This window comes from Sulfurimonas sp. CVO, assembly GCF_009883775.1.
Classification (GTDB): Bacteria; Campylobacterota; Campylobacteria; order Campylobacterales; family Sulfurimonadaceae; genus Sulfurimonas; species Sulfurimonas xiamenensis.
Window position 1 is genome coordinate 1,612,776 of sequence record NZ_CP033720.1, and the last position, 13,643, is coordinate 1,626,418.

General features: G+C 35.0%; 15 protein-coding genes. 5 read left to right on the plus strand and 10 right to left on the minus strand.

Annotation, left to right across the window (positions count from 1 at the left end):
• Nucleotides 1-82: 82 nt before the first annotated feature.
• Nucleotides 83-2,509, plus strand: a complete 2,427-nt coding sequence (locus CVO_RS08085) for a Lon protease family protein (RefSeq protein WP_159571470.1) — start codon at nt 83-85, stop codon at nt 2,507-2,509.
• A 35-nt stretch (nt 2,510-2,544) separates the two neighbouring features.
• On the plus strand, nt 2,545-3,294 hold the full coding sequence (gene rlmB / locus CVO_RS08090) for a 23S rRNA (guanosine(2251)-2'-O)-methyltransferase RlmB (protein WP_159571473.1): 750 nt from the start codon (nt 2,545-2,547) through the stop codon (nt 3,292-3,294).
• Here the strand turns inward: rlmB and CVO_RS08095 are convergent.
• Nucleotides 3,284-4,597 (minus strand): Wzz/FepE/Etk N-terminal domain-containing protein, encoded by a 1,314-nt coding sequence (locus tag CVO_RS08095; protein WP_159571476.1) that lies wholly within the window; start codon nt 4,595-4,597, stop codon nt 3,284-3,286. The genes rlmB and CVO_RS08095 overlap by 11 nt on opposite strands.
• Nucleotides 4,598-4,792: 195 nt before the next feature.
• Between CVO_RS08095 and CVO_RS08100 the strand changes: the two genes are divergently transcribed.
• On the plus strand, nt 4,793-5,188 hold the full coding sequence (locus tag CVO_RS08100; RefSeq protein WP_159571479.1) for a helix-turn-helix domain-containing protein: 396 nt from the start codon (nt 4,793-4,795) through the stop codon (nt 5,186-5,188).
• Here CVO_RS08100 and CVO_RS08105 read toward each other — a convergent pair.
• On the minus strand, nt 5,175-5,495 hold the full coding sequence (locus CVO_RS08105; RefSeq protein WP_159571482.1) for a thioredoxin family protein: 321 nt from the start codon (nt 5,493-5,495) through the stop codon (nt 5,175-5,177). The two genes, CVO_RS08100 and CVO_RS08105, sit on opposite strands and share 14 nt — an antisense overlap.
• Before the next feature lie 53 nt (nt 5,496-5,548).
• On the opposite strand from CVO_RS08105, the gene CVO_RS08110 reads away from it, so the two are divergent.
• Nucleotides 5,549-6,457 (plus strand): AEC family transporter, encoded by a 909-nt coding sequence (locus tag CVO_RS08110; RefSeq protein WP_159571485.1) that lies wholly within the window; start codon nt 5,549-5,551, stop codon nt 6,455-6,457.
• Nucleotides 6,454-7,131 (plus strand): endonuclease III domain-containing protein, encoded by a 678-nt coding sequence (locus tag CVO_RS08115; protein ID WP_159571488.1) that lies wholly within the window; start codon nt 6,454-6,456, stop codon nt 7,129-7,131. Before CVO_RS08110 ends, CVO_RS08115 begins: the two co-directional genes overlap by 4 nt.
• Before the next feature lie 36 nt (nt 7,132-7,167).
• Here the strand turns inward: CVO_RS08115 and CVO_RS08120 are convergent, their stop codons facing one another.
• The 8 genes from CVO_RS08120 to CVO_RS08155 form a co-directional block, all read right to left on the minus strand.
• On the minus strand, nt 7,168-7,419 hold the full coding sequence (locus tag CVO_RS08120) for a ComEA family DNA-binding protein (RefSeq protein WP_152298695.1): 252 nt from the start codon (nt 7,417-7,419) through the stop codon (nt 7,168-7,170).
• Nucleotides 7,420-7,616: 197 nt separating this feature from the next.
• Complete coding sequence (gene tkt / locus CVO_RS08125) at nt 7,617-9,536, minus strand: transketolase (protein ID WP_159571491.1); 1,920 nt, start codon at nt 9,534-9,536, stop codon at nt 7,617-7,619.
• A 66-nt stretch (nt 9,537-9,602) separates the two neighbouring features.
• A complete protein-coding gene (locus CVO_RS08130; protein WP_159571494.1) occupies nt 9,603-10,451 on the minus strand; it encodes a polyprenyl synthetase family protein in 849 nt (282 codons plus the stop codon).
• A gap of 150 nt (nt 10,452-10,601) precedes the next feature.
• Entirely contained in the window at nt 10,602-10,910 is a 309-nt protein-coding gene (locus CVO_RS08135; RefSeq protein ID WP_159571496.1) for a YbaB/EbfC family nucleoid-associated protein, read from the minus strand.
• A complete protein-coding gene (panD, locus tag CVO_RS08140; RefSeq protein WP_159571499.1) occupies nt 10,911-11,276 on the minus strand; it encodes an aspartate 1-decarboxylase in 366 nt (121 codons plus the stop codon).
• A gap of 1 nt (nt 11,277) precedes the next feature.
• The gene (locus CVO_RS08145; RefSeq protein WP_159571502.1) at nt 11,278-11,652 is read right to left on the minus strand and encodes a (2Fe-2S) ferredoxin domain-containing protein; all 375 of its coding nucleotides are present in this window, start codon (nt 11,650-11,652) and stop codon (nt 11,278-11,280) included.
• Between the two features lie 86 nt (nt 11,653-11,738).
• On the minus strand, nt 11,739-13,052 hold the full coding sequence (locus tag CVO_RS08150; RefSeq protein ID WP_159571505.1) for a UDP-N-acetylmuramoyl-L-alanyl-D-glutamate--2,6-diaminopimelate ligase: 1,314 nt from the start codon (nt 13,050-13,052) through the stop codon (nt 11,739-11,741).
• The gene (locus CVO_RS08155; protein WP_152298688.1) at nt 13,042-13,632 is read right to left on the minus strand and encodes a hypothetical protein; all 591 of its coding nucleotides are present in this window, start codon (nt 13,630-13,632) and stop codon (nt 13,042-13,044) included. Before CVO_RS08155 ends, CVO_RS08150 begins: the two co-directional genes overlap by 11 nt.
• Nucleotides 13,633-13,643 lie beyond the last annotated feature (11 nt).

Consider the following 13,643-nt stretch of genomic DNA (forward strand, 5'->3'; position numbering starts at 1 on the left):
ACCATGAAATAAGCTTGTTTAATTTAACATTGATTCTTTTTAAAAGAATTTTATTTACCAAACTTATTTAAAGGCAATTATTATGACACCTATTTTAGCTGTTTCACAGCTATATCACAAATGTGATTTTTCACTCTTTTCATTCACTACTACAGAAGAACTTGAACCATTAGAAGATCCCATTGGACAAAAGAATGCTTTAGAGGCAATCGATTTTGCTGCCAATATTAAACAAGACGGATACAACCTGTTTGCAATGGGAGCCTCAGGAAGCGGCAAACACTCAACAGTTATGAGTTTTTTACAAAAAAAAGCGATAAAAGAAAAAGCTCCCAGCGATTGGTGCTATGTCAATAATTTCAAAGATCCGAGAAAACCAATCGCTATAGAATTTCCATGTGGTCAGGCAATAAAATTTAAAGATGATATGTATGAACTCATTGAACTTCTAAAAGAGATACTTCCTGCCGCTTTTGAAGGAAATGCCTATCGTAATGAATTTGAAATTATTAATCAAAAGTATATTGATGCAGAGTCTGAAATATTTAAAAATCTTCAGGATGAAGCAAAAAAACATGATATTTCAATGAACGCTTCTTCTAGAAACAGAGTCACTTTTGCGCCTGTTGTAGATGGAAAGGTTATTACTGCAGCAGAATATAACGCTATAGAGGGAGAAGAAAAAGAGAAGATTGATCAAAAAGTCAATGAATTTGAAAAAATTGTAAAAGAGGGATTGAATAAAGTCAATGAGCTTAACAAAGCCCAAAGAAAAGAGCTTAAATCTCTTGAGAAAAAAATAACGCAAGAGTCCGTAGAATCTCTTATTGATGAAATGCGTTCTAAATACAGTTACTCTAAAAAAATCATTGAGTATCTTGATGCTTTACAAAATGATGTTATTCGACATGTACAAGATTTTCTCGTAAAACCTGATGAGATGCCGGTTATGCCTTTTATGAAAGATTTATACACTCCATCTTTTTCTCGTTATAGAGTAAATCTTTTTATTACCCATGAAGAAAACGCTACATCTGCAGTCGTTTATGAAGACAATCCTATTCATCAAAATCTTATAGGAAAGATTGAACATTTATCTCAGGTCGGTACATTGGTAACCGATTTTAGCATGATTAAACCGGGAGCTCTTCATAGAGCAAATGGCGGTTATCTTGTTCTTGATGCAAGAAACCTTTTAATGCAGCCTTTTGCATATGAGGAGCTTAAGCGCGCTCTTCGTTCAAAAGAGATACGCATTGAATCATTGGCGCAACAGTACTCCTTTATAAGCACTACCTCATTAGAGCCTGAGCCTATTCCTATTGATGTTAAAGTAGTACTTATCGGCGAGAGAATTTTATACTATCTTTTACATCATTATGACCCGGATTTTCAAGAACTTTTTAAAGTAACAGCAGATTTTGAAGATGATATTGTACGAAACGATGATAATATTTATCTCTACGCTCGGATGATTGGAACTATTGCAAAAAAGCATAATCTGCTTCCACTTACTTCTAAGGCTGTTGCAAGAATTATAGAACAGAGTTCCAAAGAGGTTTCGCACTCTGCAAAATTTTCTACACATCTAAGAACTCTCTCGGATCTGTTAAAAGAGGCTGATTATTGGGCGAAAAAAGAGAATCGCTCTGTAGTAGATATAGATGATATTAATAAAGTGCTTCAAACTCGCATTGAACGGCTTAATCGTATTCAAAGAAAACTGTATGAGCAGATCGATGAAGGCACCATAATGATTAGTGTAACCGGCAGCGCAGTCGGCAAGATTAATGCATTAAGTTTTATATCAATGGGTGGATACGATTTTGGTATAGCATCTCGCATTACCGCGAGAACGCGCATCGGCAAAGGAGAGATTATAGATATTGAGCGAGAGGTTGAACTGGGCGGACCTCTTCACTCAAAAGGAGTTATGATTCTTAGTTCGTATCTTGGCTCAACATACGCTAAAAATATACCCTTAAGCCTATCTGCTTCACTTGTATTTGAGCAATCCTACGGCAGAGTTGATGGAGACAGCGCATCTTCAACAGAGCTCTACGCTATTCTTTCATCACTTTCAAACCTGCCTATAAAACAAAACATCGCAGTTACGGGTTCTGTTAATCAATTTGGCGAAATCCAGCCCATAGGCGGTGTAAACGAGAAGATAGAAGGCTTTTTTGACATCTGTATGCGCAGAGACAAAAATGGATTTTACGGTGTTATTATTCCTGAAGCAAACATCAAACATCTAATGCTTAAAACTGAAGTTCTTGAAGCGGTAGAAAAAGAAAACTTTGCGATCTACGCAGTAAAAACTATCAATGAGGGAATAGAGATTTTAACCGGCGTAGAAGCAGGAGAAGCCGATGAAAACGGCATCTATCCGTCATCCAGCGTAAACGGTATGGTAATGGCTCGTCTTGAGGAGTTCTCAAAAAACGCAAAAGATTTTTATCACAAGAAGAGTGACAATTCTGATGAAGAGAATAAAACAGATAAATAGTGTAAAATTGCATCAATATAAACAAAAGGCAAATTTTGGAAGATTCACAAGAGTACAAAAACAAAAAAGCATATTTTGAGAAGATAATCACGCTTTATGGCAGAAATGTCGTCATAGAGATTCTTCAAGATGAAACTATCACTATTCACAAACTTCACATGTCAAATTCCAATAAACCAGACGGCGCAGTAGAAACCATCCTAAAACTTGCAAAAAAAAGAGGCATTGAGGTAGCTTATCACGATAAAAATGCTCTCAGCAGAATCAGCAAAAATGCAAAACAGGACCAAGGTGTGGCGATTGACATTATCGCTTCCTCCTACCAAAGTGCAAATGAGATAAAAAATTTAAAAAGTTTCAAACTCTTAGCACTTGACGGCATCCAAAATCCTCAAAATCTTGGGATGATTATCCGCTCATGCGCTGCCGGATATGTTGATGGGATAATACTTCCTAAAAAAAGCAGTGCAAAAATCTCTCCGCTTGTTATAAAAGCGAGTGCGGGAACACTTTTTAAACTTCCAATCTACTACTGCAACACGCTTGATGAAATTTTAAAAGAGTTGCATGATGCAAAAATCTACCTGCTCTCTTCACATGCCAAAAACAGTATCTATGATTTGAAAAAAAATGAGAAATCCATATTTGTTTTAGGAAACGAGAGCGAAGGCGTCTCAAAAGAGATTGAAAAATTCTGTAATGACTCTATCAGCATCCCAATGAATAGAGGCGTAGAATCTTTAAATGTCGCAGTTACCGCTTCGCTTATCGCTTTTATGCGCTAGCCTCTTTTGTCTTTTCATCTCTAAAGAAATTTAATAAAAACACCATAAATATGGATAAAACCAAACCAGTTACAAATGCAACAATTATTATGAGTTTTTTCTTTGGTTTTATTGGATAATCTTTAATGATAAAACCACCGACAACTTCGTTATTTCTAATATTTTGTTCTGTAATATTATAATTTAATTTGTCGATTTGCTCGTTTAGTTTAATCTTTTTGGACAGAAGCTCTACATCTATTTGATGTTGCAATTTTCTTATCCTCTCATTTGAGATATTCTCTTTTTCTCTTTGAAGCTCTGCAATTTTAATATTTTTAATATTTTCTATTTGCAACTCCAAATCTCTTGTTGATACATCATTAATATTCTTTTTTTCTGTTTCAAGATTTGGTATTGTTTGTGTTAGAATAACCTCTTTCTCAACTTTTAAATCCTCTATCTTATTTTGGGAGTTTAGTATAAGGTTTTGATAGTTTACCATTTGGACAGAAGCTATAGTCGATGCAGCAGCATCATCGGCATTTTTTGTATCTCTGTAAAGGCTATCTACCGATTGAGTGTATTCATCCAATTTCTTAGTATGAAAATCTATTTTCGATTCGATTGTTTTCAATTTAAAATCTTTTAAAAATCTAATCTCCTCATCTATTTTTGGAATCTTTTGTGATTTTAAAAGATGAATCTGCTGTTGCAGTTTTTTAATATCCTGCTCTTTGAGTCTTTTTATCTCTTCATCTATTTTAACAATAACCTGCTCTTTCAGCAGTTTTATTTGTTGTTGAATATTTTTTATCTCAAAATCATCTATATTTTTGATGGCTCTTTTTGCATTTTCTATGCTGTTTTTTGTTTCTGTTATATAGTGCTCTATCTTTGGCTGATATGCATTTTCAATAAAGTCAACAACCTCCTTGTTCTTTTTTTGTGCCTCTTCATTTGAGACGGCCTCAGTTTTTATCTCTATAAAATTTTTTAAATTTTTGTTTGTAGAAATGCTTGTAACTTCGGAAACAAACTCATCTTCTGAGGAAATTTTATCTTCAACATTAAAAACAATATTGAGTGTTTTTACCAATGTATCCGGCTCTACTATTAGATTTTCACCTATGTATCCCACCTGCACATTAGACTTTACTTCATAAATTGGGGTTTTTAACAAAATATAAACTATCGCTCCAAAAGTTACAACAAGAGTAAAAATAAGTATAAAGTACTTATAGCAAATCAAAATCTTAAGCAACTCTCTTAAATCTATCTCATCTTCTTTATAGCTACCGTTTTGAAATTCAATTTTATTCATAAGCTTAATACATATTCAGCGTAGAAGCAAAATAAATCCACGCACCAAGAATAAAGAGTGTTACAACAGAACTTTTTAAATATATATTCATTTATTGTCCTAAATTTTACTATTAGTAAAACTTTACACAAATAGTCCTTTGCATTATCTTACGATATGACAAATTTTTACTAATAGTAAACAAAGGCATCTGTTTTGGAAGTATTTGAGAAAATCAATTATCTGATAAATGAAAAAAATATGACCAAGAAAGAGTTTGCAGATAAATTTTTATCTTTAAATCCAAAACTGAGAACAACGGGAGAAGCGCCAAGTTACTCAAGTATATATGGCTATTTGAGCGGTAGACGAGAGATAAAGATTGAGCTAATTCCTTACATTGCCGAAGCGTTAAATGTCAAAGAGCAGGAGTTATTTAACTTTGACTTAGAGTACTCGACTGAATTCAACATAAGATACTCAAAAGATGTAAGAGAGATCATAAATCTTCTTCAATATGCTCCAAAAAATATGATAGAGCATATTAAACTGACATTGCAAAAATTTAAAAAAAGCTATGAAGATGGAGTAAAAGAGCCTAGCTCATCATAATCTCATATGGGCGTTTTATCTCCCGAACAACCTCATCGACACTCATATGGCGTGATTTTCTTAAAAACTCTCTGCCCTCTAGAAAAACCAAAACGGTAGGGATGGCAAAAACGCTAAAATAAGCAGCGGCTTCCTGATCCAGTGAAGTATCTATACTTATAATTTTGAAGTCACCGAAATTACTTTGGATTGCATCTAAAAGTTTTGGTTTTAGTGCGTGGCAAACATTGCATGTCGGGGCTGAAAAATAGAGCATAACGGCTGGACTCTCTTTTAGAGTTTTTTGTATATCTTCTATTGTCTGCATATATTAGTGCCTTTTTTTGTGGGAAATTATACACTATTTGCTATAATCGCTCCATGAGTTCAATACTATTTTCAATTTTAGCTATTTATATCTTTATTGTTATCGGCTTTGTCGCAAAGATGAGCTTTAAGGAGAGAATTGACGACAAAACGGTAACACTGATAAATGTATATTTTTTACAAATCTTTTTAACATTTTGGGGGCTTCTTATCCGCCCTGTGGATACAAACCTGTTTTTTGCACCCTCTATCTATCTTTTTATAGTTATTTTAGTTCTAATTATTTCAGCTTTTGTTGCAAAAAAAATTTTTGAAGAGAAAAAAGAGTACTCCATAGCAACTGTTGCAGCGATAGTCGGAAATACCGGAAATCTAGGCATACCTCTCAATATAGCTATATTTGGCGAAGAGTCCATTCCATACACAACCGTTATAAACCTTATGAATGTTTTTGTAGTCTATACTATTGGAGTTTATTACTACTCAAGAGGGAGTTTTGATGTTAAAACTTCACTGAAAAACATAGCAAAACTTCCTATTCTCTGGGCTGCTGCTGCGGCTATTATACTTAGCGTTAACGATTACAAACCAAAAGAAGAGATTATGGAAGTGCTTATGATGGGGGCTTACGCTTCTATCGTTATGCAGCTTTTTTTATTTGGTATCTATCTTTATGGCACAAAGATAACACAGATAAGCAAAAGATTGACACTATGGGTTATAAGCCTAAAATTTATCTTTTTGCCAGCCGCTGCATTTTTAATTCTCTCTTTTATTGAACTAGACTCTATGATAAAAGGGATTATTTTTATAGAACTTATGGTGCCTCTTGCCATTGCAAATGTAAACTTTGCTTCACTCTATGACTGCAAGCCAAAAGTTGTTACCGCTCTTGTTTTTATCTCCTCAATACTTTTTCTTGGTGCTATTTTTGCGGGTGTAAAGGTTTTAACATATTTATGAATAAAATATATGACATCTACAAACTGCTCTATAATACTTACGGCCCGCAAGGGTGGTGGCCGATTACGGGATATGGGTATCATAAAAAAGATTATAGTTTTCCAAGAAACAGCGATGAGATATTTGAGGTGTGTTTAGGCTCCATCCTAACCCAAAACACGACATTTACATCAGTAGTAAGATCACTAGAAAATCTGCATCTAAAAAATGCTCTAAATATTGACGCTATAGAGTCTATGGATATTAATGAGCTAAAAGAAGACATAAAACCCTCTGGCTATTTCAACCAAAAAGCGAGATATATTTTGGAATTTAGCAAATTTTATAAAAGTTTAAATGGAGCAGTTCCAACAAGAGAAGCTCTTTTAAATGTCGTAGGTATCGGTGAAGAGACGGCTGATTCAATGCTTCTATATGGCTACAACCAACTAGAATTTAAAGTGGATGCTTATACAAAAAGAATCCTTCTTGAACTCGGTCTGATTGATGAAAAAACAAAATACAGCGAGATAAAAACTATGATGCAAAACTCACTAAAAGAGAGTGTAAAAGATAAAAAAGAGCTGATTATAATATATCAGGAGTTTCATGCGCTTATTGTAGAACACGGTAAAAAATTTTATTCAAAAAAACCGTATGGAGAAGAATGTTTCTTAAAAAAGAAATTTTTATAAAACTGCACCAAAAAATGCATGCAGCTTTAAAAATTACTATTTTTTACACTTGCTTGCAGTGATATTGTTTCTGTTTTTCTCTAACATTTTATCGCCAAAGCCTTTGACCTCTTTTAGCTCTTCAATACTGCTAAAACAGTTATGCTTTTTTCTGTACTCTATAATAGCGCTTGCTTTTGCTTCACCGACACCGTTTATGTTCATCAGCTCATCTTTATCTGCTTTGTTAATATCTACCGCTCCAAAACATAGAGCAGCTCCAATAATCAGTAGTGACAATAACTTCATTTCTAACTCCTTTTAACGAAAACTGTTAAATTTTACTTGTTTAAATATAAAGAAAACATTAATTTTAACAAAATATAACAAAATATTTTATATTTATTATTTTTTTACAACATAATGAATTAATTTATAAAAGATTTTAGAGATAAAAAAGGGAAAGTTTTTATTTTTGCAGGCTCTTTTTATAGCCTGCAAGAAGATTATTGGATTTTTGAGATAATACTCTCTACTGAAAACCCAAATTTTTCAAAAAGTTTATCAGCAGGAGCAGAGGCACCGAATCTATCCATTCCTATCACCTCATCGGCAAGTCTGTACCACTCTAACCCGCGAGCAGCTTCGATTGCTATTTTTTTAGTATTGGGATTGATGATTGAATCGATATACTCTTTATCCTGCTCAATAAAGAGATCATAACATGGAACAGAAACTACATCTGCTTTTACACCATTTGCATTAAGCGCCTCTTTTACCTTAAGAGCAAGTTCTACCTCTGAACCAGAAGCCATTAATGTCAAAGTTGCATCTGCATCACTTGCTAGCAGATAACCGCCTTTTGAAGCACTCCCTTTTACAGCTGCAGGAAGAACAGATAGATTTTGACGGGAGCAGACAAAAGCAGACGGAGATTTTTTCATCTCTAATGCTACTTTCCAAGCTTCAACATTCTCAGCGCCGTCTGCAGGTCTCCAAACATAGAAGTTTGGCAGTGCACGAAACTGGCTTAAGTGCTCAATCGGCTGATGTGTCGGTCCATCTTCACCAACACCGATACTGTCATGCGTCCAGATAAAGAAGTGCTGTATTCCAGTAAGAGCTGCGATACGAGCTGCAGGTTTTAGATAATCAGAAAAGACGAAAAATGTAGCTGAAAACGGCATTAGCGGTCCGTAAAGCGCCATTGCATTTACGATAGAAGCCATTGCATGTTCACGAATACCAAAATAGATATTTCTTCCCTTTGGATAAGCACCCATATCGACAAGCTCTGTTTTGTTTGACGGACTAAGATCCGCACTTCCGCCTAAAAAGTTTGGAAGTGCCTTTGCAATAGCGTTTAATATTTTTCCGTTCGTGTTTCTTGTTGCATCCGCCTTTTCAAAAGTCGGCCACTGGATTCTTGAAAAATCCGGATTTTGAAGAGCTTCTAAAGTCTCATTTTGCTCCATTAAAGGAAGCGTCTTAAGAGAGTGAATCCACTCTCTTTCTGCCAAATCGCCCTTTTCAATCGCGCATCTAAAACGAGCCATTACATCTTCATCTACATGAAAACTTTTTTGTGCATCAAATCCTGCTGCTTTTTTTGCTTCAGCTATTACATCAACGCCAAGAGGAGCGCCGTGAGAGTGGTGAGAACCTTCGAGTTTTCCACCCCCTTTTGCAATAGTTGTATTTGCAATGATAATTGTCGGTTTTTTATTGCCTTTTGCAGCTGTTATTGCACTCTCTATCTCACCATAATTATGACCGTCACACTCTAAAACATCCCAGCCTTGCGATTCAAAACGAAGACGAATATTTTCACTTATACTTAAATCAGTTGAACCCTCAATTGTAATGCGATTAGAGTCATAGATAAGAATCAGGTTATCAAGCTTGTTGTGTCCAGCGATCGAGCACGCCTCATAACTCACACCCTCTTCCAAATCTCCGTCACCGCATAAACAGTAAACATTATGATCAATAACTTTTGCAGTATCAGAGTTTACCTGCGCACCCATAAACTTTGAAGCCATAGCAAAACCAACGGCATTTGCAACTCCCTGCCCTAAAGGACCCGTAGTAATTTCAATACCTTCTGTATGGCCAAATTCCGGATGTCCTGGAGTTTTTGAGTCCAGCTGACGAAAATTTTTCAAGTCTTCAATCGTTAATCCATACCCCCAAAGATAATAGAGTGAATAAATAAGTCCTGTCGCATGACCGCCTGAAAACACCAATCTGTCGCGATTTAGCCATGATGGATTTTTAGGATTGTGATTTAAATGCTCACTCAAAACAACTGCAATATCTGCAAGACCCATTGGTGCGCCCGGATGACCTGAATTGGCTGCTTGAACCATATCTGCTGCTAAAAATCTAATAGTGTTTGCCATTTTCTGACGCATTTGATCACTCATATTAATTCCTTGTTTTTATTTTATGCCTTCAAGAGGATCTTTACAAACTTGATTTTTATATCAAATTTAACTTTTATGCCTATTTATATACTCTATTAAAAGTGATGAAAGCTTATTTTTTAAACTCTCATCAAAACTCTTCAACTCTAAAATCAACTCATCTGCCAATGTATCAGCTTCTTTTAGCGCTTCTTCAAGCCCAAGCAGTGTTACAAAACTGTTTTTTGCTTCATCATTGTTTGTAAGTTTTCCTGCCTCATCTGAGCTTTGTGTAACATCTAAAATATCATCTTGAATCTGAAACAAAAGTCCAAGTTTTATGCCGAAATCATATATTTTATCGCCCACCTCTTCGCGGTCAACAATAAGTGCACCCATTTTAAGCGACGCTGCAATCAATTTTGCTGTTTTGTTTATATGCAGCATTTTTACATCATCTAAACCAAGTGGTCTATTTTCAAAATAGCAGTCAATCGCTTGACCCAAAACCATACCATTAAGACCGCCGTTATTCGCCAGCTCTCTAATTAAACCGACTCTTGTATAATCCGAAAATGGGGCATTGCTTAAAACTTCAAAGGAGTATGTATTTAGCGCATCCCCAACGAGAATTGCAGTTGCTTCATCAAATGTTATATGCAGAGTCGGCTCTCCTCTGCGAAGAGGTGAATTGTCCATTGCAGGAAGATCATCATGAATCAATGAGTATGTATGCAATAGTTCAATGGCATATGCGGCATGATACGCTCCCTCAATCAAAAGAGGATTGTATGCATTTACAACACCAAGCAGCAGTGCGGGACGAAATCTTTTCCCCCCGGCAAGAAGCATCTTTTGTAATGCTTTTTCATAGGTAGGGTGAATACTTTTTGATGTTGGCAGATGATTTAATAAAAAATTTTCAAAGTTTTGCATGCGAAATTTTATCTAATTTACTTTCACAAAAAACTGAAATTCTTCTTTTTTATAAAGAAGATTCAGTGCTTTTTTATTGCGATAAAAAGGTAGTATTTTAAGTGTTTGGTTTAAAAAAGAGAAGTTATGCAGCAAAGATAAAATAAACACCTATTTGCTCTCGAACGGATTCATACCGCCAAACATACCTAAAGCGCTTTTTTGTCTGTTTTGCTCAACCATTTTATAAGCATCATTGATAGCACCGATAAGCAAAATCTGTAGTGAATCTTTATCTTCTAAAAGTGAATTATCAATATTAATATCAGTTACTTCACCCTTGCCATTAATAGCAAGCTCAACCATGCCGCCGCCGCTTTTTACTTTAAAGGTTTTAGACTCAAGTTCAGCTTGAAGTTTTTTAGCGTTCTCCTGCATCCCTTCAAGCATCTTGCCCATATCGCCCATATTTTCAAACATTTAAATCTCTTCCAAAATTTCTTCAATATCGTTGTTTTCATCAACTAAAACAACTCTTGGCTTATATGTTTCTAGCTCTTTTTCATCATATGTAGCATAAGCAACTATGATTACTTTATCGCCCTTGTGAACTTTTCTAGCAGCTGCACCGTTTAGACAAATATCTCTTTTGCCTCGTTCACCTAAAATAATATATGTTGAAAATCTCTCACCATTGTTAATATTGAGTATTTCAACTTTTTGTCCGACTCTCATCTTTGAAGCTTCTAAAAGCTCCTCATCTATAGTAATAGAACCTACATAATTTAAGTTGGCATCTGTTACCGTAGCGCGATGAATTTTGCTATATAACATCTCTATTGTCATTTTACATTCCCATCTGTTTTTTCATCTCACATGGAGAAATAGGTGCATCCCACATATCAGAGCTTATAAGAAATTCTTCAACAACTTTCCCGCCGATAATATGCTCTTCTACAATTCTGTCAATCTTCTCTTTTGTAAGAGCTGCATACATAAAATGCCCAGGCTCCACCAACATTACAGGACCTGCTAGACAGCGATTTAAACATGAAGTACGAATTGGCTGCACCGTACCCATAATGCCCTCTTTCATCAATTTTTGAGCTAAATGCTGAAAAAGATCCTGAGTTTCTGGCGTTACACATGAAGGTTTCGGCATACCAGGAGGAGCTGATTGTTCGCACTTAAATATATAAAATGCCGGTTGAGGAATACCCATAACTATTATCCTTAATATTTTTCGAAATTATAGCAAAAATAAACATAGAATTCATTATACGCATAATTAATCTCTATATTTAAGTATTAAATTACCTTGGAAGTATCTTTTTGTTTCAGCAGTTCCCTGACCACTTCTCTGTCATCAAAGGGAAATTGCTTATCATATATAATCTGATATGTTTCATCACCTTTTCCAAGTATAACAACTACTTCATCATCTTTTTGTTCATTAAGCGCCATCTCAATAGCCTTTTTTCTGTTGAGTTCAACACTTACGATACTTCTATCTTCTATGCCCTCTAAAATATCATCTACTATATTTTGAGGATCTTCATTTCTTGGGTTATCGCTTGTAATATAGAGTTTTTTTGCCAAACTTGCAGCAACTTTTCCCATTATAGGGCGTTTTGTTCTGTCCCTATCCCCGCCTGCTCCAAAAACCACTAAAAGCTCTTTCTCTTTAAGCGCATTAAGCACCTGTTGTATTCCGTCAGGCGTATGTGCAAAATCAACTATAACATTTGGTTCTTCACTTACCTGCTCCATTCGACCGCTTACTCCGGCAAAATTATCAACAACCTCAGCGATCTCTTCAAGTTTTTTTCCAGTTAAGATATGTGTTGCCGCAATAGCTGCCATAAGATTGTAAAGATTGAAAAATCCGTGCAGAGATGCCGTAAAAGGAACAATCTCTTGAAAATGTTGTATTATCCCGCTTGTCGCATTATTAAGAGAGTATGCCATAAGTCTGTATGTCGAAGGATTTTCTATACCGTAAGTAAAGGCGTTTTTAAAATTAAATGCTGCTTTTTTTTCATCTTTATTTATAAGCTTTTTTCCTTCATCTTCAAAAAAACTGTTTTTTACAGCTATATATTCACCTATTGTTTTATGATAGTCTAAATGGTCTTGCGTAATATTTGTTAAAATTTTCAACTCAAAATTAAGACCTTCTATCCTTTTTTGAGCAATAGCATGTGAGCTTACTTCCATTATAAAAAATTCACACCCTGCCGCAACAGCCTGATAAATATGTTTGTAGGTATTGAGCACTGATGGCGTTGTAAGACTCTTACCTTCTACTATTTTGTCATTCATAAAAAAGCCGCGAGTTCCCTGCATGGCTGTTTTATAACCTAAATCAAGCAAAAATGAGTAAATCGCGCTCGCCGTTGTCGTTTTACCGTTTGTTCCGGTTATTCCGACGATTTTTATCTTATCGATTCCAAATAAGTTTGCAACATCTTTTATACTTATAATCGAATGTGCTCCATTATCTTTTACATCTTGGAGATATTTTTCGTTTTGGGCACTCAGCACAAAAGCTGTCTCTTTATCACACTCTTTTGAATTTTCTGTTATATATCTAAACGCTTCATCGCTAAGCTCAATTTTCAATTGTTTTTTCCTCTGCTAGTTTTTTAAGCAGTTTTCTAAGAAGTGTGTCACTCGGATAAACACTTAAAGCATTTTCAAGATATGAGAGTGCCATTTCAGCAAAACCGTGCTCTATAAGATTTTCCAAAAAATCAATAAAATCCTCTTTTTCCGTAATAATCACTTTTGTTGAGAACATAATATTTTCAAAAGTCTCTTTAAAACTCTCATTGCTATCAATTAAAGCTTTAAAATCTTTATAAAGAATTCCATCTTCAAGTTCTATTTTATCACGGATAGGCTCTGCAAAAACTTCTCTTAACTTTTCCATTGAGCCGTCCATGTTTTGCAAAATATCACTCATTATAGTGTCCGCCTGCTCTTTGTCTTCCTCTTTTAAAATCTCATAATAGTCAAAAAGAGCTTCTGCTCCACCTTCTCCGCTTAACGCCATCTCTGCCAGTATAACACCGTTGTAAGCCTCTTTTGAGTTAGGAAAGTTTTGCAAAACCGCGGCAAACTTCTCTAATGCATTTTTATAATCTGATTTAGAGAAACTTTCTTTAGCCTGTGATAATGTTTTATATTTACTTATTCCCATTTTATACTTCT

What these genes read in the sequence shown, in the direction of transcription:
- CVO_RS08110 (WP_159571485.1), top strand. Translation starts at nt 5,549, where the DNA reads ATGAGTTCAATACTATTTTCAATTTTAGCTATTTATATCTTTATTGTT.
- tkt (WP_159571491.1), bottom strand. Translation starts at nt 9,536, where the DNA reads ATGAGTGATCAAATGCGTCAGAAAATGGCAAACACTATTAGATTTTTA.
- CVO_RS08095 (WP_159571476.1), bottom strand. Translation starts at nt 4,597, where the DNA reads ATGAATAAAATTGAATTTCAAAACGGTAGCTATAAAGAAGATGAGATA.
- CVO_RS08120 (WP_152298695.1), bottom strand. Translation starts at nt 7,419, where the DNA reads ATGAAGTTATTGTCACTACTGATTATTGGAGCTGCTCTATGTTTTGGA.
- CVO_RS08145 (WP_159571502.1), bottom strand. Translation starts at nt 11,652, where the DNA reads ATGGGTATTCCTCAACCGGCATTTTATATATTTAAGTGCGAACAATCA.
- CVO_RS08130 (WP_159571494.1), bottom strand. Translation starts at nt 10,451, where the DNA reads ATGCAAAACTTTGAAAATTTTTTATTAAATCATCTGCCAACATCAAAA.
- CVO_RS08135 (WP_159571496.1), bottom strand. Translation starts at nt 10,910, where the DNA reads ATGTTTGAAAATATGGGCGATATGGGCAAGATGCTTGAAGGGATGCAG.
- CVO_RS08155 (WP_152298688.1), bottom strand. Translation starts at nt 13,632, where the DNA reads ATGGGAATAAGTAAATATAAAACATTATCACAGGCTAAAGAAAGTTTC.
- CVO_RS08105 (WP_159571482.1), bottom strand. Translation starts at nt 5,495, where the DNA reads ATGCAGACAATAGAAGATATACAAAAAACTCTAAAAGAGAGTCCAGCC.
- CVO_RS08085 (WP_159571470.1), top strand. Translation starts at nt 83, where the DNA reads ATGACACCTATTTTAGCTGTTTCACAGCTATATCACAAATGTGATTTT.
- CVO_RS08115 (WP_159571488.1), top strand. Translation starts at nt 6,454, where the DNA reads ATGAATAAAATATATGACATCTACAAACTGCTCTATAATACTTACGGC.
- panD (WP_159571499.1), bottom strand. Translation starts at nt 11,276, where the DNA reads ATGACAATAGAGATGTTATATAGCAAAATTCATCGCGCTACGGTAACA.